The organism is Nonomuraea sp. NPDC050202 (assembly GCF_040656115.1).
In the GTDB taxonomy this organism is placed as follows: Bacteria; Actinomycetota; Actinomycetes; order Streptosporangiales; family Streptosporangiaceae; genus Nonomuraea.
This window is the reverse complement of record NZ_JBFALF010000035.1, coordinates 41,733-67,115: the sequence shown is the minus strand read 5'-3', so window position 1 is coordinate 67,115 and position 25,383 is coordinate 41,733. Positions and strand designations below refer to the sequence as shown.

Here is a 25,383-nt window from a genome sequence, read left to right as displayed (position 1 = left end):
TTCTTCTGATCAGGGCAGGACGACGAAGATCGCGTATCGGGACGGGCCCGGGCCGGGGCAGCGGAAGCGGGAGCCGCCCCACAGGCGGAAGCGCAGGCAGTCGCCCGCCTCCACGAGGTGCGTGCGGCCGTTGGCGGTGATCTCCACCGCTCCCTCCAGGGCCCAGATGTGCTGCTCCAGCCCCGGTACGGGCGGCGCGTCGTAGGAGATGTCGGCCCCCGGCCGCAGCGTCGACTCGACCACCTCGCCGCGCAGCCCCGGATGGGGCGGGGAGATCGAGCGGCGCACGAACCCCGACTCCTCGTCCCGCCACACCGGCTGCGCCGCGGCCGTCAGGACCTGTGGCGGCTCGTCCTCGACCTCGGCCAGCAGCCGGGACATCGTCCGCCCGTACACCTCGCACAACTTGCCGAGCAGGGCCGCCGTGGGGCTGATCTCGCCCCGTTCCAGCCTCGACAGTGTCGAGCGGCTGATGCCGGACCGGTGCGCCAGCTCCTCCAGCGGCCAGCCCCGCTCGACGCGCAGCTCGGCCAGGCGGTCGGCGAGCCGGGCGTCCACGTCCTCCAGATTTCTCACATGTGGGATCTTATCCCACATGTGGGATGTACGAGGCCGGCGGCCAGGCACGCGACCGGGATGACGGGCAGCACGTACCGGTGGTCGAAGTCCAGGACCGCCACCGGGCCGATCAGCAGACCCATCGCCACCGCCCACGGCAGCAGCGCCACGCGGGGCCGCCGCACCGCGGCGACCGCGCCCAGCAGGAGGATCAGGCCCAGGAACGGGCCGCGCAGGTAGGCGGCGTACTGGTAGGCGATGAGGAAGTCCGCGTACGGGGAGACCGACGACAGGCCGCGGATGTCCGGGTCGTACTCGCGCTTGACCTTGTCGATCAAGGGTTGGTCGGGCAGCTCCCAGTGGCCGCTCCTGAAGCCGAACGCGGGCGTGGTGCGGTCGGGGTGCGGGATCGGGGTCCAGGAGAAGGCGATGGCGGTGTCGCGTGCGACGTGGCCCAGGTAGTCCAGGGGCTGGGCGAGGATGGCGCCGATCGCGAACGAGCGGGCCAGGTCGTTGTGCGTGAAGCGGTCGCCGGGCAGCAGGTTGAGCGAGGCCCCGGGCGCCCACACGTACTCCGAGGCCGCGTCCACCTTCGTCCCGTTGGGGCACAGGCGGGCCAGATCGGGTGGCGGCTGGATGCGGGCGCAGTCGGCGAACGTCATCGTGCGCGCCCACAGGGCGACGCCGTCGGCGCCACTGATGGCGAACCGGCCGTGGTGCTGGGCGTACCAGGCGGCGTAGCCGGCCAGGGGCAGCGCGCCGGCCAGGACCAGCGCGGCCAGCGGCCGCCACCCCACCCGCCGCACGGCCAGGACGAGCACGACGAGCAGGAGCAGTGGCAGCGCGATCGTCCTGGTCAGCGCGGCCGCGGCGAACAGCAGGCCGGCCCCGGCGGCGGCGCGCGCGGACAAATTCGGCGACCACATCAGCACGGCCAGCCCGGCCACGATGAGGAAGATGAACTGCGTGTCGGACAGCACGCCGTGCTCCAGCCGCAGGAAGGAGGCGTCGAAGAGCAGCGGCACCGCCGCCGACGCCGCCACCCAGCCGGGCGCCGACCTTCGGCGAAGCACCGCGTAGAGCAGCATCCCGGTGCCCAGGCCGGCGGCGTGCTGGACGGCCGCGACCAGCTCCACGCTGTGGAACGGCAGCAGCGCCCGCAGCAGCAGCGGGTAGCCGATCGGGTGGAAGGTCGCCGACGGGGCCGGGTGCACGGCGGTGTCGAGGTAGGTGAAGGAGTCGTACCAGTAGAGGGTGACGGGGCGGTAGCCGAGCATCGTCACCACCCGCAGCGCGGCGGCCAGGGCCAGCAGCGTGGCGAAGACGCGGTGGCCGGCGAGTGCGGCGAGGCGGCGCTGCGCGGGCAGCGCGGGGCGGGTGTCGGTGAGCACGCGAAATCCGATCGTGGGGGCATGACTGAGGTCCGCGCATGCCGAGGACGACGCATGGCGGTGAAAGTGGGCGCGCGCTCAGCCGCGCGCGCCCAGGAGGCTCAGGGGAAGCTCAGCAGCGAGACTCGGGCACGACGCCGCGCCGGGTGCTGGGCTCGGCGCCGACCAGCAGGAGCGCCTGGCCGTCGGCGGACATGACGCCGTCGTGCACGTACCAGTCGCCGGGCGCCGAGGGGCCCGAGGGGCGGCCGTGGGAGATGTACGACGGCGTGACGCCCCGCTCGCGCAGCAGGGCCGAGATCTCGGCGACGGTCTTGTTGACGTAGTCCACGCAGTGCAGGGGCTCGCCGGGCCTGGCGATGCCGGGCGGCATCTTGTACCGCTCGCCGGGCAGGGCCCGCCTGCCGAGCGTGATCTCGGCCTTCTTGTCGAAGTCGATCGGCACCTTCACCCCTATGGGGCAACCCAGGAACCGCTCGCACGGGCCCGGGGAGTCGATCGTGGTGATCGGGCCTTCGGCGGGCACCGGCTCGCCGGACCTGAGCCGGTCCATGTCGTTGATCACGAACATCTGGCCCGTCAGGCTGGCGGAGGTCGGCGCCAGGTCGAGCGTGATGTCCAGGCCCCTGGCCCGGAGCTCGCGCTGGTACACCTCGGGGTCGGCCATCAGGTCCTTGACCGTGATCACGTAGTGGTCGTCCACCACCTCGATGTCCAGCGCGGCGGAGGCGGGCGCCTGGGCGAGGCCGAAGGAGAGCAGGGCCGCCAGCGTGGCCAGCACCGGCACGGCCGCCCACCTGCGCGGCCACCTGCGGTCGCGGGACTCGGCGACGGGAGCGGAAGTGATCTCCTCCAGCAGTTCCCTGGCGATCGGCGTGGTGCCGGGGCCGGGGTCGGGTGCGATGCCGGCCACCAGGCGGTCGATCTCGTGCATCACATGGCCCCCTTCGTCATGGCGATGGCGCGCAGGCCGATGCGGGCCAGGTCGATGCCGGCCGCGTCCAAATGCGTGGCCAGCCGTTTGCGGGCCCGGTGCAGCCGCAGCCGGGCGTTGGCCCGCGAGCAGCCCAGGACGGTGGCGATCTCGTCGGAGCCCAGCCCCTCCCAGCCTGCCAGCGCGAGGATCTCCCGGTCGTCGGCGCTCAGCCGCGCGAACGCCTCCTGCACGCCCGCCAGGCTCTCGCCGGCCTCGACCCGCTCCGCCCACACGGCGAGCTCCCGGCCGAGCCGCTCCACCAGCTCGCTGCGGCGCGACTCGGCACGGCGGCCGTTGGCCAGCACCCGGCGGGCCACGCCGAACAGCCACAGCCGCGCGTCCCGCCCTTCCGGGATGTCGTCCAGGCGGCGCCAGGCCGTGGCGAACGTCTCGGCGAGGGTGTCGGCGGCGTCCTCGTGGGAGTCGGTACGCCGCCGGATGTAGGCAAGGATGTCGGCGTAGTTGGCAACGTAAATCACCTCGAAGCGCTGCTTGCGGTCATGGCGGGTCACGCTGCCTTCTCTCATCCGATAGGTCCGACACCCCGTACCTGTCCGCACCTACCGGATAGTTTCACCCCGATTTCCGGCGAATTTTGATGTCCCGCATGTCGGTCACCGCGATCTTCAGGATCTCGTGCGGGACCCCGTACGACTCCAGCGCCGCCATCGCTCCCAGCGCCGCGTCGTCCTCGCCGTCGTCCGGGCCCTCGGCGGGCACCTGGCAGCGGAACGTGAACACCGACACGCTCGCGTCATGCGTGAACGTGCCGGCCTCGGTGTACCCGGCGCCCGCCGCCGCCAGCACGGCGGCCCTGCCCGCGTCGCCGAGCCCCTTGAACTTGCCCCTGATCGTCACCCTGAACACGGTCACTCCCCTCGTACGGCGTAGGCCAGGACCCGCTCGCCCAGCACGCTCTCCGCCGCGTCCAGCAGCTCCAGCACGGCTTGCGCGATCGTGTCGGGCCGCTCGCCCGCCGCCGTGCGCCGGCCGATCTCCGACAGCACCAGCGCGTGCAGGCTGCCGAGGTGCCAGGCGATGACGCGCGGCAGCGGATCGTCCTTCGCGGCGCCGCTCTCCTCGGCCAGCAGCTCGGCCAGCGCGTCGGTCATCTGGTGGCCGAGCGCCTCCAGCCGGGCGGTGAGCGTGGGCGCGGCCCGCATCATCTCCAGCACCCGCCCGAACCCGGCCGTCAGGCCCACCTGGCGCTCGCGCCCGCGCACCTCCTGGCGCAGCCGCGCCAGCACCGCGCCCGCCGCCGACTCGCCGGGGGCCCGCTCGCGCACGATGCCGGCCAGCCGCTGCGGCGAGGCCTCCTCGGGCGGCAGGACCAGGTCCTCCTTGGCCGGGAAGTAGTTGTAGACGGTGTTCACCGACACCTCGGCGGCGGCGGCGACCTCGGCGATGGTGACGTTGTCGAAGCCGCGCTCGACGAACAGGCCGATGGCCACCTCGGAGATGCGCTGCCTGGTCTGCCGCTTCTTGCGCTCGCGCAGTCCTTCGGTCATAAAACTGAAGCGTACTGCAAACTTTAAGTCGATTGCATTTTTGGGTCGTTCAGCTGAGCCGCGATGAGGCGGGTCGCCTGCCGGATGACCTCCGCCTGCGCAGGGGCCAGCGCTTCGAGGAACGGCTCGAGCTGCTGCGGGTCCCAGCCGGGGCCCGGCCGCAGATCGTGCAGCACGTGCTCGACGCTGTAGTCCGCCAGGGTCGCGGCCAGCGGCGCCACCCGGGGGTCGTCGGGCTCGGCATCGGCGAGCTCGTCCAGCCTGCGGTAGAACTCCTGCCCGCGCTCCGCCGTGGCGGGGTCGACGGCCAGCGTGTCGAGCATCGCCAGCGTCCGCTGCCGGTCGGGCGCCGCCGACATGCTGTCCACCAGCACGAGCAGGTCGCGGTCCCAGGCAGCGCTCTTCGACGCGGGCACGTCCACCACGCGCAGGAAGGCCACCAGGTCGGGCGAGGCGGTGTCGTCGGGGCCGAGCGTGCCGTCCTCGGCGCGTGCCAGCACCTCCGCCAGGCGGGCCCGCCGCAGGTGGATCTCCCGCTCCTGCGCCGCGAGGTCGGCATCGATCTCGGCGAGGATCTCGGGCAGCTCCCTGGAACGGTCTTCCGCGATGACGTCGCGGGCCTCGTCCAGGCTCAGCCCCAGCTCGACCAGGCGGCGGACGCGGGCCAGGGCGACGGCGTCGCGCATGCCGTACTCGCGGTAGCCGTTGGCCAGGCGCGGCGGCTCCGGCAGCACGCCCTGGTGGTGGTAGTAGCGCACCGTCCGGGTGGACACCCCGAGCAACGCGGCCAGCTCTCCGATCCGCATGCCTCCAGTTAAGACGTTGACGTGGCGTCAACGTCAAGTCGGGCGCACGGCCTTGAGGAACAGATCCACCAGAGCGTCGGCGTACTCGGGGGTCAGCGGGCCCGAGCGGTGCAGCCAGCGCTGGAACAGGGGCGCGTACAGCAGCTCCAGGGCCAGGTCGAGGTCGGCGTCGGCGGCGATCTGGCCGGCCCGCTGCGCGCTGCGAAGGCGCGCCTTCTTGGCCTCGTCCACCGGCGCGGCCAGCCGTTCGCGGTACTGCGCGGCGAGGTCGGGGTCGTTGATGATCTCCGTGTTGAGCGCCCTGATCGGCCCCTCGAACGCCGGATCGGCGAACTCCGCCGCCGTGGCCCGCATCACGAGCTTCAGGTCGGCCTCGATGTCGCCGGTGTCGGGCAGCGCCATACCGCCCTCTTCCGCCTCGCTGAGCGCCAGGAACGCGTCGAAGACCACCGCCCCCTTGGACCGCCACCAGCGGTAGATCGTCTGCTTGCCCACGCCGGCCCGGGCGGCGATGGCCTCGATGGAGACCTTGGCGTAACCCACCTCGGAGACCAGCTCGCGGGCGGCGGCGAGGATGGCCTGGCGAGAACGCTCGCTGCGGCGGGAGGGGTCGGGGTGCTTCGGCATGCGAGGCAGCATAGCAGCTTGACGAGACGAGACGGTCCGTCTTGACACGACGGGACGCACGCCTCACAGTAGAGGCATTCAGCGAGACGGTTCGTATCGTCTCGCACCTGTTCACTGAGGAGAGAATCTTGACCCGAGTGTGGTTCATCACCGGTGCGTCGCGCGGCCTCGGACGGGCGTTCACGGAAGCGGCGCTGGCCGCCGGCGACCGGGTCGTCGCGGCGGCGCGGAACGTGGAGCCGCTGGCGGAACTGGCCCGCGAACACCCCGGCACTCTCGTACGGCTGCCGCTCGACGTGTCCGACCGCGCGGCCGTGTTCGAGGGCGTGGACCGGGCCGTGGCCGCGTTCGGCAGGCTCGACATCGTGCTCAACAACGCCGGCGGCATGCTTTTCGGCATGCTGGAGGAGGCCACGGAGGAGCAGCTCAGAGCCCATTTCGACGTGAACTTCTTCGGCGCCGTCTGGGTCACCCAGGCCGTCGTGCCGCACCTGCGGGCCCAGGGCTCAGGCCACATCCTCCAGGTCACCTCGATGGGCGCGGGCGGCGGATTCGCCTCAACCGGCATGTACGCGGCGAGCAAGGCGGCGCTCGACTCCGTGAGCGAGGCGCTGGCCATGGAGGTCGAGCCGTTCGGCGTCAAGGTCACCATCCTCCAGATGGGCGGCTACGACACCGGCCTGTTCACGGTGGGCACCACCGCGACCGAACCCGACCCCGGCTACGCGGAACTGCGCGCCAAGCTGGCCGAGATGTGGGGCGACGACGCCGGCCCCGACCCGAGCACCGCCGCGCCCGTCATCATGGAGCTGGTCGACCTGCCGGAGCCGCCGGTGCGGCTGATCGTCGGCAGCGCCTCCTACGACATCGTGCTGCACATGGAGCAGGCCCGCGCCGAGCAATACCGTGCCTGGGAACGGCTCAGCCGGCTGGCGCCGGGATGAAACCTTTCCGCGCGCTCACACGTCACATAAATAAGTGGCACGGCCGCCGGGCCCGCCATTAATGTCAAAGACAACGGAACACGGGGCGGCGCCGATCCGCCCCCCTCCGCCGATCAGACAAGGAAAGGCCAGTCATGCTCCTCGCAGCCGCCGCACTCGGGCAGGAACGGTGTTGCTATCGCCGACCTGCGGCGCTCGGCTGCGCCCTGCTCGGGACGGCTTCTGGATAAACCCCGAAGAGGAGTATTCCGGAGGCCGCCAGGTGACCACCAGGCGGCCTTTTCTTTTCCCCCTGCCCGGAATACGGGCCGCGCATTTTGACAACTCCACAGCGGAGCACCATGGGCTGATGGTGAAAAGGCATCACACCTGCCTTGCAAGCAGGAGTTCGGGTTTCGAGATCCCGTCGGTCCACCACGCCGCAGAGGCCGAACTGGTAAGGCAGCTGGCTTCCACCCAGCAGGACGGGGTTCGAGTCCCCGCTGCGGCTCTGCACGCGTCCGTAGCCCAAGGGGAGAGGCACCGGCCTTAGGAGCCGGACGGTGCGGGTTCGAATCCCGCCGGACGTACCAGGCCCCGTTCGTCCAGTGGTCAGGACACCCGGCTTTCACCCGGGAGATCGCCGGTTCGAATCCGGTACGGGGTACGGCCCCATAGCTCAATGGGACAGAGCGCCGGCCTACGAAGCCGGGTCCGTCGCAGGTTCGAATCCTGCTGGGGCCACTGATTTCCCCTTCTGCGCGAGCTGGGCACGTGGGGAGCCCACCCGGCTGTAAACCGGACGCTTCGGCTGTGGCGGTTCGACTCCGTCCTCGCGCACTCCCCTGCCTGGTCCATCGCGGCGCAGTTCGCCGGTGCGGAGGCCGGTCTGCAAAACCGGCCCGTGCGAGTTCGACTCTCGCCTGCGTCTCCAAGGGTGCTTCCGCTGCGGAGATCCGTACGGCTTGACAGTTCTGCCGGGATGTGTGCGTAATAACCGTCGCGTCGCGTGTCGCCGGCCGGGAGGACGGTCGAGGCATGGAGGCGCCGAATCAAAGGGGATGACGCCGTGACCACTCACACTGTCGGTCGTGCCTGAGCGCACTGCGCCCGCGCGTCATCCCATGCCCTCGGCGGTGTCGTAGAAGCCCGCTGCGTGTCGGCATGCCCGCGCGGGTTTTCCGTCCTTTTCGACATCTCACCCGCCAGGAGCCAGAAAAAGCATGCCCATGGACTTCAACCAGCAGATCATCGACGAGTTCCGCGCGAACAAGGGCCAGGTCGGCGGCCCCTTCGAAGGAGCCAGGCTGCTCCTGCTGACCACCACCGGCGCCAGATCGGGCGCCCCGCACACCACGCCGCTCGGCTACCTGCCCGACGGCGAACGCCTCCTCGTCATCGCCTCCGCCGGCGGCTCGCCCAAGCACCCGGCCTGGTACCACAACCTGCGGGCCGATCCGCAGGTCACGGTGGAGACCGGCCTGTTCACGTACACGGCCAAGGCGGTGGTGCTCGACGGCGAGGAGCGTGACCGCATGTTCGCCCGCGCCGTCGAGCTGGACCCGGGCTGGGGCGCGTACGAGGACAGGTCCGGGCGGACGCTGCCCGTGGTGGCGCTGGTGCCGACCGACTTCGGACCGCCCGCCGGCCGGATGGGCGACGCGCTGATCTCCATGCACGACAACTTCCGCCGCGAGCTGGCCCTGATCCGCCGGGAGGTGGCCGCCTCCGGGCCGCGCCTGGCCGCCCAGCTCCGGGTCAACTGCCTGACCATGTGCCAGGGGCTGCACGTGCACCACTCGCGCGAGGACGAGTACATGTTCCCCGCGCTGGAGGATCGGTATCCGGAGCTGGCGCCGGTGATGGCGCGGCTGCGGGACGAGCACGCGGTCGTCGCGCGGCTGCTCGGGGAGCTGCAGGCGCTGCTGCGTGCCGAGGACGTCGAACCGGCCGAGCTGCTCGCGGAGGTTGAGCGGCTCACCCGGGAGCTGGAGGCCCATCTGGACTACGAGGAGGAGCAGCTCGTCCCGCTGCTGAATTGATCTTCCATGGTGTCGTTGTGGCAGAAGGACAGGCGGGAACGTATCCTGGCATCGCGTCCAGGCCCGGCGCCAAAGAGCACGTGGAATCCTGAGGACGGCGGCGTGCGCGGCGCCGGTCATGCTGACGGCCGCAGGTCAGGACGGCCGCAGGTCAGGACGGTCGCAGGTCAGGACGGTCGCAGGTCAGGACGGTCGCAGGTCAGGACGGTCGCAGGCCGGGGACGCGGGTCAGGACGGCGCTGCGTAGCGGGTGGCGATCGCGGCTGCGCGGTTGCGCAGGGAGTCGCGCAACCACTGCGGGGACAGGGCTTCGGCGTTCGTGCTGAGCTGCCACAGCGCCCACTCGGCGTGCCGGGAGTCCTGGAAGGTCACCTCCAGCCGCAGCCAGCCGTCCGGGTCGGTTTCTTCGGCCAGGACGGCCAGCGCGGTGCCCACCAGGTCCTCCCGCCGCGCCGGGTTCAGCCGGACCCGCACGGCGACCTGGTCACCGCCGGTCCGGAACCGCGTGCTGCGTTCCTGCCAGGCCCGGTCCAGATCAACCCGGTCCGGGCGCTGCGCGGGTTCGGCGAGTTCCTCGGCGGCCAGGACCCGGGACAGCCGGTAGGTGCGGTCCGCGCCGGACCGCGTGGCCAGCAAGTAGCCCCTGTCGCGCACGGTGACCAGGCCGATCGGGTCCACCGTGCGCCACTGCGGGCTCTGGCCCACAGCCGCGTAGTGGATGCGCAGCCTGCGCCCGGTGAACACCGCGCGCAGGACCGTGGCCACGATGACGTCGGGCACCTCCTCGTCGACCAGGCGGCGCGAGAGGAGGTCGGTCTCCGGGTCGATGAGCAAGCGCTCGGCCGCGCCGGCCGCGGTGTGCCGGTAGCTCTCGGGCAGCGCGTCGACCACCTTGAGCATCGCCGAAGCCAGCGCCGAGCCGAGGCCGAACGCCTGCGCGCCGCGCCGCGAGCCGGCGACCAGCAGGGCGAGGGCCTCGTCGTGGTTCAGCCCGGTGAGCTCGGTGCGGAAACCGGGCAACAACGCGAACCCGCCGTGCCGGCCGCGTTCGGCGTAGACCGGGACGCCGGCCGCGGACAGCGCCTCGATGTCGCGCAGCACGGTGCGGGTGGACACCTCCAGCTCGCGGGCCAGCGCGGTCGCGGACATCCGGCCGTGCTGCCGCAGCAGCAACACCAGGGAAACCAGCCGGTCAGCGCGCATGCGAGGACATTACCGAAATACACGACAAAGGATGTCGTGATTCGCTGGGAGGCTCTTCGACGTCACGAAAGGCGGCGGCCACCGGGCCGGCGGCCCTGCGTGAAGTCGACGAAATCGAATGGAGCTGATGTGGCGATGGAGCGAACGGCGGTCAACCCGTGGGCGTGGTCGGTGGAGCTCGGGTACAACCAGGGTGAGATCGTCTCCGGGCACACCCGGACCCTGTACTTGTCCGGGCAGACCGCGATGAGCGGCGACGGCAAGCCCCAGCATGCCGATGACATGGCGGCGCAGCTGGCGCTGAGCCTCGACAACCTGGAGGCCGTGCTCGGCGAGGCCGGAATGTCCCTGGCGAACCTGGTCCGGCTCAACGTGTACACCACCGACGTCGATCGGCTCTTCGAGCACTACGGCGTGCTGGCGTCGCGGTTGGGCGCGGCCGGGGTGGCGCCGTCCACCACGATGCTCGGGGTGACACGGCTGGCGATCCCTGACCTGATGGTCGAGCTGGAGGGGACCGCCGTCGCGTGATGCGGCCTGTGCCGTCTCCCGCAGGGCCGCGGGAGGCGGCACAGGCGCGGGCCGCTCGTCGAGCACGCTGGGGAAGACCGCCGAAGGGGGCGGCAGGCGCTCGCGCCGCTGCCAGGGCGCAAGGGAACGCCTCCGCCAGAACGCAAGGGACGCCTCCGTCAGGCCGTAAGAACGCCTCTGCCAGGCCGCGTGAACGCCTCGCCGGGTACGTGTGGCCGCCCGCGATCGCTGACCCGCCCGCTCGGCCGTGTGTCGCCCGCCACCGCCGGTCGGCCTGCCCGGCGGTGTGGCCGCTCGCCATCACTCACCCGCCCGCTCGGCCGTGTGGGTGCCCGCGAGCACTCGCCCGTCCGACCCCGCCGTGTGGCCGCTCGCCGTCACTGGCCGGCCCGCCTGACCTCAGGCGCTCTGGTGGCGGGCGGCGAACAGGATGTGGGTGCCACCGTCCACGGCGCCGGGCTCCCGGCATGCGTTGATCTCGTGCTCCAGGAAGCGGGCCCAACGGCCCGGATCGGCTTCGAGTCCGGCCAGCGTGTCCGCATCCTTCGAGTCCGGCCAGCGTGTCCGCATCCTTCGAGTCCGGCCAGCGTGTCCGCATCGCCGAGGGAGGCCCAGTTGCTGGCGCCGAGCGCCACGACCTCCCCGCCGGCAGCCCGGATGAGGGCGGCCAGGTCGCCGGAGCGGAACATCTGACAGACATGGCTGTCGCGCCCTGCCGCGTGGCGCAGGTCCCCGGTGCACCGCGATCTGCACAGGCCTCTGGAAGCCCGCGATCTGCGAGACTTCCTGGAAGCCCTCGCCCACCCTCGTTCCGCACGAACCGCTGGAAGCCCACGCCCCCGCCCTCCACTCGGGCGAAGCCCGCCAACGGCGAGGAACGCCTCTCCGCGAGCACACGCGGCCCCTCGATCGAGACTCCTCACCCGGCTTCCGGAACAGGCCCCCGCAGGCGCTCGGCGTGATCCTGCTGGTTCTTCAACGCCAGCGACAGGAACCTCTCGATCACGGCGAGCTCGGCCAGGCTGAACTTCCCCAGCTCGACCTGTGCATCTGTCAGCACGGGCCCCCAGATCTCGGCGCTCATCCGCTCCGCGTGCTCCGTCAGGTGGACGAGGACGCGGCGGCGGTCGGCGGCATCGCGGCGCCGCTCGGCCAGCCCCGCCCGCTCGAGCCGGTCGATCACGGTGGTCATGGCGCCGCCGGTGAGCCCGGCTGCGGTCGCCAGCTCGCTGGCCGTCAGCGGCCCGCGCGTGCTCAACCGGCTCAGACAGCGCAGGTCCGTGCGGTTGATGGCGAGGCGGCGCGCGGCCCGCTCATCCAGCACGTCGGTGGCGTCCTGCAGATCCTGCACGGCCTTGGTGACGGCATCGATCACGCTCTGCTTTGACAATCTAATCCTTAGAAAACTAAAGTTTCTCTCGCCAGCATCCTACTCCCCAGGGAGACGAGCATGTCGGACGACCAGCACCTCACTCTGCGCCCAGCCACGACGCAGGACATCCCTGCCCTGCTCGCACTCATGGACTCGGTCCTGACCTGGCTCGTCGCACGAGGCCGCACGGAGCAGTGGGGCACCGTGCCGTTCTCGCGCCTCCCCGGCTTCCCCGAGCTTTTCACGGGCTGGACGTCGCAGGGCGCCATCACCACGGCCGAACGAGGCGGCCCCTGCGTGGGCCTCCTGGCCCTGGCTCCCGCACCCCCGCCGCGCATCCCGCCGGGGCTGATCCCCGAAGGCGCCCTGTTCATCCACACCATCATGTCCGCCCGGGGCCCGACCGGGCGGGGCGTGGGCCGCGCCCTCCTGGCGGAGGCCGCCCGCCAGGCCAGGGCGCACGGAGCACCGGCCCTGGGCCTGGACCACTGGGCCGGAAGCGCCGAGCTGGACCAGATCTACGACAAGCACGGTTTCGTCAAGGCCGGCGAATGCGAGGGCGGCAAGGCCGGCCCGACCACCACGCTCAACACCGTGCGGGCCCGCCACCTCTTACCCAGCTGAGGCGCGGCTGCGGGGGCGCGCTGCCCCGGGGCCGCGGTGTCGGGCGGATCGGTCGGAAGCCGAAGGCTCACCAGGAGGCACCGGCCACGCATCGTGGCGGACGGCACAGCAACGTGAGCCCGTACCGGCGAGGCCGGCCGGTGACGGCACAACGTCATGAACCCGTTCCGGCGAGGCCGGTGATCGGCCGCGGAGAGCCAGGCCAGGATCGAGATACTCGAAACTGGGACGACGCAGATGTTTCTTCACGACTCGAATCTGGGTTGCCGGAGCTGGTCAGCACCCGGCTGCTTCCGTTTCGCGACGATCTGGGCGGCGACGGTGGCGGTGATGGTGCTGACGCACAGCCCGACCGGCACCGCAAAGACGGCATACCCCCACAGAGTGTCCTGAATGCTCTCCTGATCGCTCAGGCCTGGGTCGATCGTGAAATAGACGGAGCAGAGCAGGAGAGGACCAGCCGTGCCTGCGAGGGCGCCGCTCTTCCACCGGCCCTGCTGCGCAGCTGCCCATGCCGCGACGATGCCGCTGATCACGACCGGTCCGATCAGCCCGGCGGTGACCCCGCCGGCCTCGACGAATATCGCCTTCACCACGTACTCGCCGGCGCCGCCGCTCAACACGCGTTCCGTGAGCATGGGATCGAAGGTCGGCGGGCTATCCCACCACCAGGGTCTGGTGAATTCCAGAAAGGAGATCCACAGTGTGTAGGCCACCAGGCCAACCCCGACCTCTCGATGCCGGAGTGCCGCCATCGCCGCGGCGACACCGATGGCTCCGCCGATGATCGTCGCCCAGGCCACCTCGGATGGGCTGGAGTTGATGGCGTCTTGCGGTGCCGCGGATGCCAGGCCGTACAGAAGCGGGGCGGCGATCAGACAGGAGCCGAGCCAGGCCGCCGGCGGCAGCCACATCCACGACCCCGGCGCACGCTGGAACCCGCGGTAAGTGATCGCGGAGGCGACCAGTGTGGAGGCGGCCGGATACCACGTGGAACGGGTCACCGCGTGGTCCCAGTCGATGTACTCGCCGTACGGGCCCGCTTCGGTCGTCCACTGATTGATGCCGAAGCGATCCGCGGCGAGGACCTGCACGGCGGCCAGAGCTGCAGCGACCAGCGCGCAAGCGGTTGAGGCTGCCAGCCGGCACCTCACGCCCTCACCCCGAGACCCCGCCAACGGGGCGGATCATTCGTCCCGCCGGCCGACGCGCGCAAGCCGTCATGGCAGGCATTCTGCCCCACCAAGATCGGAGCCGAAGGTGGAATCCGACAACTCAACCTGAACGCCGACACGAGCACCGACAGCTTCACCTGCGACCGAAACGTCAACCCCCCGAGAGACTTCCGGGCCGCACCACTAAGGTTCGGTGCGCCTTTCCCGGCGGCTGCCACGGGGCAGGGTGACGGCCATGATGGTGCTGGGGATGTCCAGCTCGATGCGGTGCCACCGCCCGCGCGGCACGATGGCGGCGGTTCCGGCCGTCAGCCTGATCTCCTCCTCCTGCTGCCCCGGCTGCTCGGGGCGGAGGTAGAGGCGGATCTTCCCGATGAGGCAGGAGATGATCTCCTCGGCCTCGGGGTGGACCTCCCAGTGGTCGGCGTGGACGTCGGCGCCGGTCTTCGCGTGGAGGGCCGTCAGCTGCCAGCCGTCCTGGTCGCAGTCCGCCGTGCGTTTCTCGGCGTGGATGCTGCCGCCTCGGCTGAGGTGGAGGGGGAATGCGAAGAGGTCGATCGGGGTGACAGTCATGCCGGGACGTCCTTCCTGCGGCGGTTATCGTCTGCGCGTGATCGTCGAGCAGCCGCCCGGCCCGGGTGACGCACCCGTGAACAGCAGCCGGACGAGCAGGCCGGCCGTACCCGCTCATCACGACCATCCAGACATGACGCTGATCGTTCGGCCCGGGCTCCAGCAGCGTGCGCCCCAGCCCGACCCGCCGCCAGCAGCGTGCGCGGCAGCCCGACCGCCGCCAGCAGCGGAGCCGGACCCGCGATGCCGCCGATCGACCGCAGGATGACGACGGCGACGACACTCCAGCCACACGGGCGCAGGAGCTCCGCCCTGGGTGGTCCGGCTCCGGGGGGAAACGGTCCGCTCCCTGGTCTGGGCGAGGTCGGTGGCGATCATCGCGCCCTCGGGGCGGGGGACGAGACTCGGGCGTCCGGGGTGGGGAACGCGGCTCGGGCGCCCGGGATGCGGGCCTCAAGCTGGGGATCCATGTCGGCCATCCTCCCGGCCGCCGCTGCCTGGATCATCCGCCAGGCGTCGGAGATCCCGCCACGGTCGCGCGCCGATCGTCGCGTGACCGTGGTCGTGGCGGGATGTGCGCCCGGGCAGGGCCGTCGCGTGACCGTGGTCGTGGCGGGACGCACGCCCCAGCCGGATGGTCGCGTGACCGTGGTCATGGCGAGCTGCACGCCCCAGCCGGATGGTCGCGTGACCGTGGTCATGGCGAGCTGCACGCCCCAGCCGGATGGTCGCATGGCCATGACCCTGGCGGGATGTGCGTCCCACCAGGATGGGCTCACCGGCTGGCGACCAGCTCCTCGTCGGAGGCGGCGCGCGAGGTCCGCCGGCCGGTGCCGAGCGTGAGGAGCAGCGAGGCCGCCGTCAGCACCACGCCGAACCAGACCACACTCGTGACCCCCAGGTGATCGGCGAACAGCCCGCCGAAGAGCGCTCCGAGCGCGATGGAGGTGTTGTAGGCCATGGTGTTGAGCGACATGGCGGCTTCGAAGGTGTCGGGCGCGGCCGCCTGCGTCATGTTGACCTGGCACAACTGCACGACGCCGAAGGAAACCCCCCAGAGCACGAGCGCGACGATCGACCCGGCCTGCCCGTGGCCGATCGTGAGCAGCAACAGCATCGACACCACGAGTCCCGCGCAGCCGACGATGAAGCTGCCCCGCAGGCTTCTGTTCACCGTGTAGCCGGCGACGAAGTTCCCGATGGCGCCGCCCACGCCGTAGATCATCAGCACGACGGTGATGAAGGCGGGTGCGGCGGAGGTGCTGCCCTCCAGGAAGGGCCGTACGAAGGTGTACGCCCCGAAGTGGCCGAGCACGAAGAGCACGACCGTGCCGAGCACCAGGCGCAGCGGCACGTTCCTGAACGGGAGCGCGAAGACTTCCCTGACCGGGACCGCGTTCGCCGACGGCAGCGACGGGACGACGATCGCCACGGCGAGGAACACCAGTGCGCTGAGGCCGCTCCAGATGAGGAACGTGGTCCGCCAGTCGGTGAGGCTTTCCAGCACGGTTCCCAGCGGGATGCCGACGACGGCAGCGATCGAGATGCCCGACATCACGACCGCGGCCGCCCTGCTGGCCTGACGCTCGGGGACCAGGCGCATCGCCATGCTCACGCCGATGGCCCAGAACACGCCGCTGGCGAATCCCATGACCAGCCGGGTCGTCAGGACCCATGGATAGCTGGGCGCGACGGCGGTGACACAGTTTCCCACGGTCAGGATGGCCAGGAGCGTCGACAGGAGCACACGGCGGTTGACGCGCCTGGTCCAGGCCACGATGAAGGGCACCCCCAGCCCGGCTGAAACGCCGTACAGGGTGACCATCAGCCCGGCGACGCCCACCGAGATGTGCAGGCTGGCGCTGACGGGAGTGAGCAGGCCGACCGGCATGAGCTCGGTCGTGAGAAAGACGAACAAACTGGCTGTGATGGCGGCGACACCCAGCCATGCCCTCAGGGCCGAGTGCGGGTGTCCATGGTGTGTGGCCACTGATTTCCTCTGATCGTTCAGGCGGAGGACGGCCGGGGACGCGCGGGACGGCGATCCCAGTCCCTCCGCGTTGATAATCTCAACGTTGAGATAACACCATGAATGGAAGCTCAACGTCAAATAAATGAACGTTGAGATAGTTAGCGTTGAGAGAGGCCTGGTGGGCGGCATGGCAGGTCGCCGAGCAGGCGGAGGGAGGCCCCGTTGGCTGATGTGGTGGACCTGATCCTGAGCCAGTGGCAGCGCGAGCGGCCCGACGTGGACGTCTGGCCCATGGGGATCATCGGGCGGGTGAGCAGGCTGTCGCGGGTGCTGGATCGCGAGCTGAGGGAGTTCTTCGCCGCACACGGGCTGGAGCGGTGGGAGTTCGACGTGCTGGCCACCCTGCGCCGGTCCGGCTCCCCGTACGAGCTGACGGCCGGGACCCTCAACCGGGCCGCCATGGTGACCTCCGGGGCGATCACCAACCGGATCGACAGGCTCGCGGCCAAGGGTCTGGTCGAACGGTTGCCGGACGAGGAGGACCGGCGCTCGATCCGCGTCCGGCTGACGGCGCAGGGGCTGGCCAAGATCGACGAGCTCGTCGGCCCGCACGTGGAGAACGAGGCCCGCCTGCTGGCGGAGCTGGGCCCGCGGGAACGCGACCAGCTCGCGGGCCTGCTGCGCGGCCTGCTCGAGTCGCTCGGCGACACTCCCCAGGGGTAGGCGCGCGGCCTGCGGCACGGCAGCACCCGCCGCCACCCGGCACCTTCGCGCACAGCGTCCGTGGGGCCATAGGCCCCACGGCAGGTGTCCGCGCCGCCGCTCCCGCCGTACGGCGGCCCGTGCTCTCGTGTGGCGTGGTGGCATGGGCGCACGGCGCCCGGCCAGCGTTCGTGCGCCGTCGTCCCCTGGTGGCCGGTGGCGGCGCGGCCGGCCGCCGGGGGACACGCCGCGTGGCAGAGTGCTGGGGCCGCACGACGGGGCGCGCCTTCGAGTGGTGTGGACGTGCGGGGGCGGTCAGCCGAGGGACTGGAGGCGGTACAGCTCGTCGTCGGACAGCGTCAGCGTGCCCGCGGCCACGTTCTCCGCGAGGTGGCCGGGGTCGCCGGTGCCCGGGATGGCCAGCACGTGCGGCCCCTGCCGCAACGTCCAGGCCAGCCGGACCTGGGCGGGCGTGGCCCCGTGGGCGCGGGCGACGGCGAGGACGCTCTCGTGCTCGCCGTCACCCGCGAGACCGGCCTCGCGCCCCGCGCCGGCAATCGCGAAGAACGGCACGAAGGCGATGCCCTGCTCGCCGCAGCTCCGCAGCAGCTCTCGCTGGCCGGCCGTCGAGCCGACGCCGAAGGGGTTCTGCACGCACACCACCGGCGCGATGGCCCGGGCCTCGGCGAGCTGGGCCGGCGTGACGTTGGAGACCCCCAGGTGGCGGAGGAGCCCGGCGTCGCGCAGGTCGGCCAGCGCGCCGAAGTGGTCGGCGATCGAGCCTGCCTTCCCGCTGGGCGGGACGCGCAGGTTCACGACGTCGAGATGGTCGCGGCCGAGCTGGCGCAGGTTCTCCTCCACCTGGCCGCGGAGCTGCTCGGGTTCGGCCCACCACCACTCCCCCGACGGGTTCCTGGCCGGCCAGACCTTGGTGGCGATGACGAGGTCGTCGGGGTACGGCGCCAGGGCCCGGTTGATCAGCTCGTTGGCCGACAGGCGTGGCGAGAAGTAGTACGCGGCTGTGTCGATGTGGTTGACCCCGAGCTCCACCGCGCGACGCAGGACGCTGATCGAGCGTTCGCGGTCGGCGCCGGCGCCGGCGGTGAAGGCGGCGCGTCCGGTCAGCCTCATGGCGCCGAACCCGATCCGGTTGACGGTCAGGTCGCCCAGCTTCCAGGTGCCCGCGGAGGCCGCGGTGTTCGTACGTGCAGTCATGATCGATCCTCACGGCAGTGGCCGGTGTGGGTGGGGTGGGAAAGTGCCACGGCCATCCGGGCGAGACCGGATCCGGGCATGAAAAAAGCCTCCCCGGGGCGGATGAGGATCCGGCCGAGAAGGCTAGGCGATGCCCCCGATTCTACCAGTCCTGGCCCGTTGACGTATTGACCTGAGGTCATCAATACTGACCTCAGGTCAATAACTCTCCCAAGGAGTGCACATGTCCCTGGCGACGGACAGCGAGACGTCCGGCCTCGACCTGGTCGGCAAGCTGCTCGATCCCGCGTCGAGAGCCGACCCGTACCCGGTCTACGCCGGCTTCCGAGCCCTCGGCCCGGTCTGGATCGACGAGATCTCCGCGCTGGTGGTGACGGGTTACCGCGACTGCGAGACGCTGCTGCGCGACCCGCGGCTCAGCGCCGAGCGCTGGCGTCACTTCGACGCCGGCCGGGAAGCCGACCCGTATCCCGCTGACGCGCCGTCCTCCGTGCGGCAGCCGTGGTTCCTGTCCATGGACCCGCCGGACCACACCCGGCTGCGGCGCCTGGTCAGCAGCGCGTTCACCGCCCGCACGATCGCCCGCATGGAGCCCTACGTGGCGCGGCTGGTCGACGACCTGCTCGACCGGGCGTGCGAGCGGGACCCGTTCGACGTGGTGTCCGGGCTCGCCTACTCGCTGCCCGTGACGGTCATCTGCCACCTGCTCGGCGTCCCCGCGGCGGACGAGCGGCTGTTCCGTGACTGGTCAGCCCAGCTCACCCGGCAGCTCGACGGCTTCTCCGGCCCGGACGACGACGAGGAACAGTGGGCCGGCGGCACGCTGGGAATGCACCGGTACATCAACGAGCTCGTCGCCGACCGGCGCGGGAGCCCGCGCCGCGACGACCTGATCTCCGAGTTACTCGCCGCCGAGGACGGCGGCGACGTGCTCAGCCATGACGAGCTGGTCTCCACGATCGTGCTGCTGCTGGTGGCGGGGCACGAGACGACGGTCAACCTGATCGCCAACGGCGTGCTCGCCCTGCTGCGCCACCCCGGCCACCTCGCCGCCCTGCGGGCCGACCCCGGCAGGGCGCCCGCGGTCGTCGAGGAGGTCCTGCGCTACGACCCTCCCGTCCAGCTCACCGCCCGGGTCGCGCGCGAGGACCTGCGGGTCGGGACCGCGAAGGTGCCCGCGGGCGGCCTGATCATCCTCCTGCTGGCCGCGGCCCACCGGGACCCGGAGGCGAACCCGGACCCGGACCGGTTCGACCCGGGACGCGGGCAGGTGCGGCATCTGGGCTTCAGCGCGGGCGCGCACTTCTGCCTCGGCGCGCCGCTGGCCAGGCTCGAAGGGCGGGTGGCGCTGGCCGCGTTCGCCCGGCGCGTCCAGGAACCTCGGCTCGTCGCCGACCCGCCGCCGTACCGGGAGCACATCAACCTCCGCGGCGTCAGCGAGCTCCTGGTTGGGCACGGCACGCGCGGTCGCTAGCCTGGTCCGGTGGTCACCTCCAGGAGCCGCCGTCGCCTCTCTCCCGAGGCCAGGCGCGGCGAACTCATCGACGCCGCCATCCGGCTCCTGCGCTCCGGCCAGGAGGTGACCAACTGGGTCCAGGCCGTCACCGCCGAGGCCGACGCCGCCAAGGGCACCTTCTACGTCTACTTCTCCTCCTGGGAGGACATGCTCGCCGCGGTGCGTGACCACGTGCTGCGCGACTACGTGACCCGCTTCCACCGGCTCGCCGAGTCCACCGAGCCGATCGACTGGTGGGCCACCCTCGACACCGAGTGCGCCGCGGCCATCGAGGACATCTCCCGGCCGGGCGGGCTGCACGCCGCCGTCTTCCACTCCGCGCCCGAGCTCACGGACGGGGGGCGGCTCGACGTCGTCGACGCGATCGCCGCGGCGTTGCGACGGGGCATGGCCGACGGCGCGTTCCGCCCGGTCGATCCGCACATCGCGGCCACGATCCTGTTCACGGTGCTGCACGGCGCCGCGGATGCGATCGCCGTCGGCGAGGAGCGGCAGAGCTGGTTGGAGGCCGTACGCGACCTCGCCCGCCAGTGGCTCGCGCCGGCGAACCAGCAGTGAGGCGGCAACGAGGCCTCAGGTGAGGCGTCAAACGGGCCCTCAGGTGAGGCGTCAGGCGGGGCGGCAGAGGATCGGCATGGCGACCAGGCCGCCAGCCCTTCCCAGGCCGCCACGCCCGCCTCCGGGTCCGGTGCGGTGAAGTGGTTGAACAGGAACGTGCCCTGCGCCGTCGCGTCGGTGTCGCCGATGCGCCTGGTGTTGCGGGCCGGCATGACCAGGTCGGCCCGCAGCTTCTCGACCGGCACGGCCGCGAGCTCCGCCGGGGAGGTGGTCTGGACGAGCATGAGCACGTCGTGGCGCGGGCCGCCCTCGATCGGCGGGATGAGCACGGCCTCGAAGACGGTGGCGCAGGCCACCTCGTCCAGCTCGGTCAGGTTCTGCGCCAGTGCCCGCCACTGGGCGAGCACCTGCTCGCGGCGCGCGCTCCTGCGGACGAAGGGGGCACGGCCGGGCGGATCGACGCTCGCGCAGGCGTACAGATATCCGCGGGGCGAGGGGGTGGTGAAGCTGATCGGGGGGATTCCTTCCGGCATGGTGATCCTCTCCTTCGACCGGCCGATCTCCTGCCCGCCGCCCGGCGGCGTGAACGCCCCGCCCGGTTGCGGTAATAGGTAGATCGGTCTATTTTTGCCAGCATGGGGCGCAAGGGGGACGAGACGCGCGGGCGGCTGCTCGACGCCACACAGGACCTGATCGAGGCCGGCGGATACTTCGGCGCCGGGCTCAACCAGGTGATCGCGGCCAGCGGGATGCCCCGGGGCTCCCTCTACTTTCACTTCCCCGGCGGCAAGGATCAACTGGTCGCCGAGGCGCTGCGGCGGGCGGGCCTGGAGCTCGGCCAGGCGATGCGCGACCTCGCCGACGCGGCGCCGGACGCGACCGCCCTGGTGACCGGGGTGATCAAGCTGCTCGGTGACCGGCTGGAGGGCTCGGCGTGGCGCAAGGGCTGCCCGGTGGCGACCGTCGCGCTGGAGATGGCGGCGGGCAACGACGCGCTGCAGCAGGTCTGCGCCGAGGTGTACGACGCGTGGGAGGGCGCGCTGCGGGAGCGGCTGATCGCCGACGGGCACCCCGATGCCGACGACGTCGCCACGAGCGTGCTGGCCCTGGTCGAGGGGGCGCTGCTGCTGGCGCGGGCGCGGCGGAGCCGGGATCCGCTCGACCGGGCGGCCAGGAGCGTCGCGGCCCTGCTCGGCGGCTGAGGGCCGGGCGGGGCCCCGTCTCCGCATGCCCTAAAAATATGTAGATCGGTCTATAGGGAGACTCATGCAACCCGATTCACTCGTCTTCGGCGCGTCCGGCCTCATCGGGCGCTTCCTGGTCGCGGAGCTCCTGCGCCGCGGTCACACCGTCGCCGCGGCGGCCCGGGGCAGCGGTGACGGCCTCACCGCCTGGCTGACGGACCGCGGCGTTCCGCTGGACGGGCTGGCCGTCGTCCGGGCCGACATCACCCGGCCCGATCTCGGCCTGCCGCCGGGCGATCTGACGGCGGTCCGCGACGTCTACAACTGCGCCGGCCGGTACGCGTTCGGGCTCACGGCCGAGCAGGCGCGCGCCACGAACGTCACCGGAGCGGTGCACGTGCTCGACTGGGCCGCGACCCGGGCCGGGCTCCGCCGCGTGGTGCACGTCAGCGGTTACCGGGTGGGCGGGGTGGAGGGGCCGCCCGACTACGGCCGGTTGGGGGCGTACGAGGCGTCCAAGGTGGAGGCGGACGCGGCCGTGCGGGCGCGTGCCCGGGAGCGGGGTGTCCCGCTGAGCATCGCCAACCCCGCCAGCGTGATCGGCCCCGGCCAGTTCGTCGGCCTGGCGTCCCTGGTGTCCGACCTTTGGCACGGGCGGCTGCCCGTCCTGCCCGGTGGCCGCGAGGTGTTCGTGCCGGTGGTGGACGCCGCCTATCTCGCGGCCTTCCTGGCCGGCCTGCCGGAGCACGACCGGGGCCGGGATGAGGCGTACTGGATCCTGGACGACCGCACGCCCGTCCTGCCGGAACTCATCGGGCTGCTCGCCGCGCACATGGGGGTGCGGGCGCCCCGGCGTGCGATCCCGGTCGGGTTGCTGCGGATCCTCCCCCGCGCCCTGACCAGGGCCGATCCCGAGACGTTGTCGTTCCTGTCCACCGACCGGTACGACACCGCGTCCGCCCGGGCCTTCGCCGAACGGGCGGGGCTGCGCATGCCGCCGGTCGAGGCGGCACTCAGGGCATGGGCCGACGATCTGGTGGCGGCCCGCTTCGGCGCCGCGGGGACGCCGCGCGGCCCGTACGGCTACCAGCAGGTGGCGGGCACCGCCACCTGGATCAGCGGCGAGCGCGAACGGCCGGCTCACGTGCTGCTGCACGGGCTGCCGCTGGACTCCGGCTCGTGGCAGGAGGTCGCCGACCGGCTCGACGGGCCCGTGCTGGCGGCCGATCTGCCCGGGCTGGGCAGGTCGGGTCGGGCCCGCGGGCCCGTCGCGGAATGGCTCGCCGAGCTCCTGGCGGGGACCAGGCCGGAGATCGTGGCGCACTCGCTGGCCTGCGTCCCGGCCCTGCGCTACGCGGCGGCGCACCCGGAGCGGGTCTCGCGGCTGGTGCTGGTCGCTCCGGCCTTCCTGCAGGCGCCGTCGCCCTGGCTGACGCGTACGCCGCCCGCGGCGCTCCTGCTGCGGCGGATGTCCGCCTCCCGCCTGGCCGCCACCCTGGGCGTGCCCGAAGGGCCGGCCGTCACCGCCGCCGCGGCCGGCCTGGCTCGCCCCGGCCAGGCCCGCCGGGTGGTGGCGGCGCTGCGGGCCGCGCATGCCGCCCGTGACGAGCTGCGGCAGCTCCTGGCCCGGGTGAGCGTGCCCGTGGAGATCGTCACGGGGTCGGCCGATCCGCTGACCGCGGCGGTGGACCGGCCCGTGACCACGATCAAGGGGGCGGGGCACTATCCGCAGCTCACCCATCCCGCTGAGGTCGCCGCCGCCATCCGGTGAACCCGCCCAGCGGCCGGGGGTCAGGCGTTCCGTCGCGCCGAGGCCGTGTCGCCCGCCGGTGGCGTTCAGGACACCTTGCGCACGAACGCCTCGCCGGAACTGATCGGACGGCCCGTGGCGTCCGTGACCTGGAGCCGGACGGGAAGCTCGTTCTCGATGTCGACCAGCGCCGAGCGGGGCTCGTCCTCCTCGAAGAGGTGCGCCTCTCCCCATTTCCTGAGGGCCACGATCACGGCGAACAGCTCGCGGCCCTTCGCGGTGAGCGCATACTCCTGGTAGGCGGACCCGTCGGTCGCCGGGACCATCTCCAGGATGCCCTGGGCCACGAGCTCACGGAGGCGGGACGCCAGGATGTTCTTGGCCAGCCCCAGGTTCCGCTGCAGCTCGCTGAATCGGCGGATCCCGTCGAAGACGTCCCGGACGATGAGCAGGGACCATCGATCCCCGATCACGTCCACCGTCCTGGCGACAGGACATTCCGCCTGCCGATGACTGACACCCCGTCCCTGCATGCCACCCCTGTCCGTCCGGCTGCCTGGAGACAGCTCACGCGAGTGGTTGCAAGTTTAAACCAGCTTCCTCTAGGGTCGCCATGAATGGTTTCAAAATGAAACCGCTGGACGAAAAGTGCGGCCCGAGGAGAGGTCATGACGGAACGACAGGACACCGGCAAGGACACCAGGGTCAGCCCGGTCCGGGTTGCGGTGGTGCAGTTCGAGCCCCGCGTGGGCGTCGAGAACCTGAAGGCCAACGCGGTGGCGGTGGAGCAGCGGCTGACGGCCGCGGCGGAGGCCGGCGCCGGCCTCATCGTCCTGCCCGAACTGGCCACCACGGGCTACGTCTTCGAGACCCGCGAGGAAGCCTTCGCGCACGCCGAGGCGGTACCGGACGGCCCCACAGTGCAGCGGTTCGCGCGGTTCGCGGCCGAGCGCAACGTGTACATCGTGGCCTGCGTCGCCGAGCAGGACCGCGACAGGTTGTTCGACACCGCGGTCCTCGTCGGCCCCGAGGGGTACATCGGTCGCTACCGCAAGACACACCTGTGGAACACCGAGAAGCTGTGGTTCACGCCCGGTGACGAGGGATACTCGGTGTTCGACACCCGCATCGGGCGGATCGGGCTGCTGGTGTGCTGGGACATCTGGTTCCCCGAGACGGCCCGCATCGTGGCGCAGCTCGGCGCGGACATCATCTGCGTCCCCACCGGCTGGGTCTGGACCCCGCCGCCGCTGTACGACCAGAGCGGCGTCTGCATGGCCGCCTACCTGACGATCACGGCGGCGCACGCGAACAACGTGTTCATCGCCACCGCGGACCGGATCGGCCAGGAGCGCGGCGCCGGATTCATGGGCAACTCCCTCATCGCGGGCACGAACGGCTGGCCCATCGATCGCATCGCCGGCCCGGACGAGGACACCATCATCTACGCCGACGTCGACCTCACCGCGGCGCGGACGGCCCCGATCTGGAACCAGCTCAACGACCTGCACCGCGATCGGCGGACCGACCTGTACGACCAGATGCTCGGCTACCGTGGCGGCGCTCCGCTGCCCCGGTGACGTCGGCCTGACGATCGCCCGCGACATGTCGCGGGCGCATCAGGGACCCTCCACGCCGAAGGTTCACCCCTCGGCGGCACCTGCTTCGCGCTCCGGCCGGCCGCCGCCTGACCGGCCCGTGACCCGGTCCCGGCCGCGGTGGCGTCGTCCGGCGGTGAGGCTCGCCGTGATGAGCAGTCCAGCCGGAATCGCGGCGAAGAGGAAACCGCTCGCTCCGATCAGGCTGACGGCCAGCGCCGCCCAGCCGAGGATCACCCAGCCGACATACGCGGGAACGGGTTGTCCCCGCCGTCCTGCTCGTGCCACGAGCAGCCCCAGCAGGATCAGTGTGACGACGAATCCACCGGGCAGCGCCCAGAACGTCGCCAGCGAGTGGCCGTCCGCGGCATCGTTGCGAAGATCTCCGCTGAACCAGCTCGCCCAAGGGGCGAGGCGGGCGAAAACGGCCGTGTGCAGAACGGCGATCAGGACCATGCTGCGTCCGGCCCAGATGGTGAGCCGGCTTGGGGATCCGGACGTGGCCGGCAGGTGGGCCGCGGGTCGAGTGCTCATGAGTGTCAGCTTCTCGGGGGCACGGCCTCATGAACTCCCCCGCCG

29 protein-coding genes and 7 tRNA genes are annotated in these 25,383 nt (G+C 71.6%); 18 read left to right on the top strand and 18 right to left on the bottom strand.

Annotation, left to right across the window (positions count from 1 at the left end; genetic code table 11):
• Positions 1-9: 9 nt before the first annotated feature.
• The 8 genes from AB0I79_RS49850 to AB0I79_RS49815 form a co-directional block, all read right to left on the bottom strand.
• Complete coding sequence (locus tag AB0I79_RS49850) at positions 10-576, bottom strand: XRE family transcriptional regulator (protein WP_357889672.1); 567 nt, start codon at positions 574-576, stop codon at positions 10-12.
• Positions 573-1,949: a hypothetical protein gene (locus AB0I79_RS49845; RefSeq protein ID WP_357889669.1), complete on the bottom strand. Its 1,377-nt coding sequence runs from the start codon at positions 1,947-1,949 to the stop codon at positions 573-575. The genes AB0I79_RS49850 and AB0I79_RS49845 overlap by 4 nt, the downstream gene beginning before the upstream one ends.
• A 112-nt stretch (positions 1,950-2,061) precedes the next feature.
• On the bottom strand, positions 2,062-2,883 hold the full coding sequence (locus AB0I79_RS49840) for a hypothetical protein (RefSeq protein WP_357889666.1): 822 nt from the start codon (positions 2,881-2,883) through the stop codon (positions 2,062-2,064).
• On the bottom strand, positions 2,883-3,437 hold the full coding sequence (locus AB0I79_RS49835) for an RNA polymerase sigma factor (RefSeq protein ID WP_357889663.1): 555 nt from the start codon (positions 3,435-3,437) through the stop codon (positions 2,883-2,885). Before AB0I79_RS49835 ends, AB0I79_RS49840 begins: the two co-directional genes overlap by 1 nt.
• A gap of 61 nt (positions 3,438-3,498) precedes the next feature.
• Positions 3,499-3,792 (bottom strand): DUF6204 family protein, encoded by a 294-nt coding sequence (locus tag AB0I79_RS49830; RefSeq protein ID WP_357889660.1) that lies wholly within the window; start codon positions 3,790-3,792, stop codon positions 3,499-3,501.
• A 2-nt stretch (positions 3,793-3,794) separates the two neighbouring features.
• Positions 3,795-4,433 carry a TetR/AcrR family transcriptional regulator gene (locus AB0I79_RS49825; protein ID WP_357889657.1) on the bottom strand — a complete coding sequence of 213 codons (639 nt, stop codon included), beginning with the start codon at positions 4,431-4,433 and terminating at the stop codon, positions 3,795-3,797.
• A gap of 23 nt (positions 4,434-4,456) precedes the next feature.
• Positions 4,457-5,239, bottom strand: coding sequence for a MerR family transcriptional regulator (locus tag AB0I79_RS49820; protein WP_357889654.1), 783 nt, complete (start codon positions 5,237-5,239; stop codon positions 4,457-4,459).
• Between the two features lie 33 nt (positions 5,240-5,272).
• Entirely contained in the window at positions 5,273-5,866 is a 594-nt protein-coding gene (locus AB0I79_RS49815; protein WP_357889651.1) for a TetR/AcrR family transcriptional regulator, read from the bottom strand.
• A gap of 137 nt (positions 5,867-6,003) precedes the next feature.
• Between AB0I79_RS49815 and AB0I79_RS49810 the strand changes: the two genes are divergently transcribed.
• From AB0I79_RS49810 to AB0I79_RS49770, 9 genes are all read left to right on the top strand, one after another.
• Positions 6,004-6,810, top strand: a complete 807-nt coding sequence (locus AB0I79_RS49810) for an SDR family NAD(P)-dependent oxidoreductase (RefSeq protein ID WP_357889832.1) — start codon at positions 6,004-6,006, stop codon at positions 6,808-6,810.
• A 343-nt stretch (positions 6,811-7,153) separates the two neighbouring features.
• A tRNA-Ala gene (locus AB0I79_RS49805) sits at positions 7,154-7,227 on the top strand.
• A 1-nt stretch (position 7,228) separates the two neighbouring features.
• Positions 7,229-7,300, top strand: a tRNA-Gly gene (locus AB0I79_RS49800).
• A 6-nt stretch (positions 7,301-7,306) separates the two neighbouring features.
• Positions 7,307-7,382 (top strand) — tRNA-Leu (locus tag AB0I79_RS49795).
• A gap of 1 nt (position 7,383) precedes the next feature.
• Positions 7,384-7,456, top strand: a tRNA-Glu gene (locus AB0I79_RS49790).
• A 1-nt stretch (position 7,457) separates the two neighbouring features.
• A tRNA-Arg gene (locus AB0I79_RS49785) sits at positions 7,458-7,533 on the top strand.
• A 15-nt stretch (positions 7,534-7,548) separates the two neighbouring features.
• Positions 7,549-7,629: transfer RNA gene (locus AB0I79_RS49780), tRNA-Tyr, on the top strand.
• Between the two features lie 21 nt (positions 7,630-7,650).
• Positions 7,651-7,723 (top strand) — tRNA-Cys (locus tag AB0I79_RS49775).
• 289 nt (positions 7,724-8,012) lie between these two features.
• Positions 8,013-8,831, top strand: coding sequence for a nitroreductase/quinone reductase family protein (locus AB0I79_RS49770; protein WP_357889648.1), 819 nt, complete (start codon positions 8,013-8,015; stop codon positions 8,829-8,831).
• Positions 8,832-9,059: 228 nt separating this feature from the next.
• Here the strand turns inward: AB0I79_RS49770 and AB0I79_RS49765 are convergent, their stop codons facing one another.
• On the bottom strand, positions 9,060-10,034 hold the full coding sequence (locus tag AB0I79_RS49765; RefSeq protein ID WP_357889645.1) for a WYL domain-containing protein: 975 nt from the start codon (positions 10,032-10,034) through the stop codon (positions 9,060-9,062).
• Positions 10,035-10,169: 135 nt separating this feature from the next.
• Here AB0I79_RS49765 and AB0I79_RS49760 point away from each other — a divergent pair, with 135 nt between their 5' ends.
• On the top strand, positions 10,170-10,565 hold the full coding sequence (locus tag AB0I79_RS49760) for a RidA family protein (protein ID WP_357889829.1): 396 nt from the start codon (positions 10,170-10,172) through the stop codon (positions 10,563-10,565).
• Positions 10,566-10,964: 399 nt separating this feature from the next.
• Here the strand turns inward: AB0I79_RS49760 and AB0I79_RS49755 are convergent, their stop codons facing one another.
• Both AB0I79_RS49755 and AB0I79_RS49750 read right to left on the bottom strand, forming a co-directional pair.
• Positions 10,965-11,135 (bottom strand): hypothetical protein, encoded by a 171-nt coding sequence (locus AB0I79_RS49755; RefSeq protein WP_357889642.1) that lies wholly within the window; start codon positions 11,133-11,135, stop codon positions 10,965-10,967.
• 349 nt (positions 11,136-11,484) lie between these two features.
• A complete protein-coding gene (locus AB0I79_RS49750; RefSeq protein ID WP_357889639.1) occupies positions 11,485-11,955 on the bottom strand; it encodes a MarR family transcriptional regulator in 471 nt (156 codons plus the stop codon).
• A 60-nt stretch (positions 11,956-12,015) separates the two neighbouring features.
• Between AB0I79_RS49750 and AB0I79_RS49745 the strand changes: the two genes are divergently transcribed.
• Positions 12,016-12,561: a GNAT family N-acetyltransferase gene (locus tag AB0I79_RS49745; RefSeq protein ID WP_357889636.1), complete on the top strand. Its 546-nt coding sequence runs from the start codon at positions 12,016-12,018 to the stop codon at positions 12,559-12,561.
• Between the two features lie 245 nt (positions 12,562-12,806).
• Here AB0I79_RS49745 and AB0I79_RS49740 read toward each other — a convergent pair whose 3' ends face one another.
• The 4 genes from AB0I79_RS49740 to AB0I79_RS49725 form a co-directional block, all read right to left on the bottom strand.
• Positions 12,807-13,655, bottom strand: coding sequence for a hypothetical protein (locus AB0I79_RS49740; protein WP_357889633.1), 849 nt, complete (start codon positions 13,653-13,655; stop codon positions 12,807-12,809).
• Positions 13,656-13,919: 264 nt separating this feature from the next.
• Positions 13,920-14,309, bottom strand: a complete 390-nt coding sequence (locus AB0I79_RS49735) for a cupin (protein WP_357889631.1) — start codon at positions 14,307-14,309, stop codon at positions 13,920-13,922.
• A 374-nt stretch (positions 14,310-14,683) separates the two neighbouring features.
• Complete coding sequence (locus tag AB0I79_RS49730; RefSeq protein WP_357889628.1) at positions 14,684-15,043, bottom strand: hypothetical protein; 360 nt, start codon at positions 15,041-15,043, stop codon at positions 14,684-14,686.
• Positions 15,044-15,084: 41 nt separating this feature from the next.
• On the bottom strand, positions 15,085-16,227 hold the full coding sequence (locus tag AB0I79_RS49725; protein ID WP_357889625.1) for an MFS transporter: 1,143 nt from the start codon (positions 16,225-16,227) through the stop codon (positions 15,085-15,087).
• Positions 16,228-16,512: 285 nt separating this feature from the next.
• Between AB0I79_RS49725 and AB0I79_RS49720 the strand changes: the two genes are divergently transcribed.
• The gene (locus AB0I79_RS49720) at positions 16,513-17,004 is read left to right on the top strand and encodes a MarR family transcriptional regulator (protein WP_357889826.1); all 492 of its coding nucleotides are present in this window, start codon (positions 16,513-16,515) and stop codon (positions 17,002-17,004) included.
• A 294-nt stretch (positions 17,005-17,298) separates the two neighbouring features.
• On the opposite strand, the gene AB0I79_RS49715 is transcribed toward AB0I79_RS49720, so the two are convergent.
• The gene (locus AB0I79_RS49715) at positions 17,299-18,198 is read right to left on the bottom strand and encodes an aldo/keto reductase (RefSeq protein WP_357889622.1); all 900 of its coding nucleotides are present in this window, start codon (positions 18,196-18,198) and stop codon (positions 17,299-17,301) included.
• 223 nt (positions 18,199-18,421) lie between these two features.
• Here AB0I79_RS49715 and AB0I79_RS49710 point away from each other — a divergent pair, with 223 nt between their 5' ends.
• The 5 genes from AB0I79_RS49710 (at position 18,422) to AB0I79_RS49690 (ending at position 23,227) form a co-directional block, all read left to right on the top strand.
• On the top strand, positions 18,422-19,672 hold the full coding sequence (locus AB0I79_RS49710; RefSeq protein ID WP_357889619.1) for a cytochrome P450: 1,251 nt from the start codon (positions 18,422-18,424) through the stop codon (positions 19,670-19,672).
• Between the two features lie 9 nt (positions 19,673-19,681).
• Complete coding sequence (locus AB0I79_RS49705) at positions 19,682-20,272, top strand: TetR/AcrR family transcriptional regulator (protein WP_357889616.1); 591 nt, start codon at positions 19,682-19,684, stop codon at positions 20,270-20,272.
• 144 nt (positions 20,273-20,416) lie between these two features.
• Positions 20,417-20,887 (top strand): hypothetical protein, encoded by a 471-nt coding sequence (locus AB0I79_RS49700; RefSeq protein WP_357889613.1) that lies wholly within the window; start codon positions 20,417-20,419, stop codon positions 20,885-20,887.
• A gap of 20 nt (positions 20,888-20,907) precedes the next feature.
• The gene (locus AB0I79_RS49695; RefSeq protein WP_357889611.1) at positions 20,908-21,474 is read left to right on the top strand and encodes a TetR/AcrR family transcriptional regulator; all 567 of its coding nucleotides are present in this window, start codon (positions 20,908-20,910) and stop codon (positions 21,472-21,474) included.
• A gap of 64 nt (positions 21,475-21,538) precedes the next feature.
• The gene (locus tag AB0I79_RS49690) at positions 21,539-23,227 is read left to right on the top strand and encodes an alpha/beta fold hydrolase (protein WP_357889608.1); all 1,689 of its coding nucleotides are present in this window, start codon (positions 21,539-21,541) and stop codon (positions 23,225-23,227) included.
• A gap of 65 nt (positions 23,228-23,292) precedes the next feature.
• Here the strand turns inward: AB0I79_RS49690 and AB0I79_RS49685 are convergent, their stop codons facing one another.
• Positions 23,293-23,679: a helix-turn-helix domain-containing protein gene (locus AB0I79_RS49685; protein ID WP_357889605.1), complete on the bottom strand. Its 387-nt coding sequence runs from the start codon at positions 23,677-23,679 to the stop codon at positions 23,293-23,295.
• 195 nt (positions 23,680-23,874) lie between these two features.
• Between AB0I79_RS49685 and AB0I79_RS49680 the strand changes: the two genes are divergently transcribed.
• Complete coding sequence (locus AB0I79_RS49680; RefSeq protein ID WP_357889602.1) at positions 23,875-24,786, top strand: nitrilase family protein; 912 nt, start codon at positions 23,875-23,877, stop codon at positions 24,784-24,786.
• A 63-nt stretch (positions 24,787-24,849) separates the two neighbouring features.
• Here the strand turns inward: AB0I79_RS49680 and AB0I79_RS49675 are convergent, their stop codons facing one another.
• Complete coding sequence (locus tag AB0I79_RS49675) at positions 24,850-25,338, bottom strand: DUF6463 family protein (protein ID WP_357889599.1); 489 nt, start codon at positions 25,336-25,338, stop codon at positions 24,850-24,852.
• Between the last annotated feature and the right edge of the window lie 45 nt (positions 25,339-25,383).

Excerpts from the sequence above, each read along its gene's own strand:
- AB0I79_RS49815 (WP_357889651.1), bottom strand. The coding sequence starts at position 5,866 with ATGCCGAAGCACCCCGACCCCTCCCGCCGCAGCGAGCGTTCTCGCCAG.
- AB0I79_RS49760 (WP_357889829.1), top strand. The coding sequence starts at position 10,170 with ATGGAGCGAACGGCGGTCAACCCGTGGGCGTGGTCGGTGGAGCTCGGG.
- AB0I79_RS49730 (WP_357889628.1), bottom strand. The coding sequence starts at position 15,043 with ATGCGACCATCCGGCTGGGGCGTGCAGCTCGCCATGACCACGGTCACG.
- AB0I79_RS49745 (WP_357889636.1), top strand. The coding sequence starts at position 12,016 with ATGTCGGACGACCAGCACCTCACTCTGCGCCCAGCCACGACGCAGGAC.
- AB0I79_RS49710 (WP_357889619.1), top strand. The coding sequence starts at position 18,422 with ATGTCCCTGGCGACGGACAGCGAGACGTCCGGCCTCGACCTGGTCGGC.
- AB0I79_RS49690 (WP_357889608.1), top strand. The coding sequence starts at position 21,539 with ATGCAACCCGATTCACTCGTCTTCGGCGCGTCCGGCCTCATCGGGCGC.
- AB0I79_RS49755 (WP_357889642.1), bottom strand. The coding sequence starts at position 11,135 with ATGCGGACACGCTGGCCGGACTCGAAGGATGCGGACACGCTGGCCGGA.
- AB0I79_RS49695 (WP_357889611.1), top strand. The coding sequence starts at position 20,908 with ATGGGGCGCAAGGGGGACGAGACGCGCGGGCGGCTGCTCGACGCCACA.
- AB0I79_RS49840 (WP_357889666.1), bottom strand. The coding sequence starts at position 2,883 with ATGCACGAGATCGACCGCCTGGTGGCCGGCATCGCACCCGACCCCGGC.
- AB0I79_RS49680 (WP_357889602.1), top strand. The coding sequence starts at position 23,875 with ATGACGGAACGACAGGACACCGGCAAGGACACCAGGGTCAGCCCGGTC.
- AB0I79_RS49770 (WP_357889648.1), top strand. The coding sequence starts at position 8,013 with ATGCCCATGGACTTCAACCAGCAGATCATCGACGAGTTCCGCGCGAAC.
- AB0I79_RS49715 (WP_357889622.1), bottom strand. The coding sequence starts at position 18,198 with ATGACTGCACGTACGAACACCGCGGCCTCCGCGGGCACCTGGAAGCTG.
- AB0I79_RS49820 (WP_357889654.1), bottom strand. The coding sequence starts at position 5,239 with ATGCGGATCGGAGAGCTGGCCGCGTTGCTCGGGGTGTCCACCCGGACG.
- AB0I79_RS49735 (WP_357889631.1), bottom strand. The coding sequence starts at position 14,309 with ATGACTGTCACCCCGATCGACCTCTTCGCATTCCCCCTCCACCTCAGC.
- AB0I79_RS49765 (WP_357889645.1), bottom strand. The coding sequence starts at position 10,034 with ATGCGCGCTGACCGGCTGGTTTCCCTGGTGTTGCTGCTGCGGCAGCAC.
- AB0I79_RS49675 (WP_357889599.1), bottom strand. The coding sequence starts at position 25,338 with ATGAGCACTCGACCCGCGGCCCACCTGCCGGCCACGTCCGGATCCCCA.
- AB0I79_RS49825 (WP_357889657.1), bottom strand. The coding sequence starts at position 4,433 with ATGACCGAAGGACTGCGCGAGCGCAAGAAGCGGCAGACCAGGCAGCGC.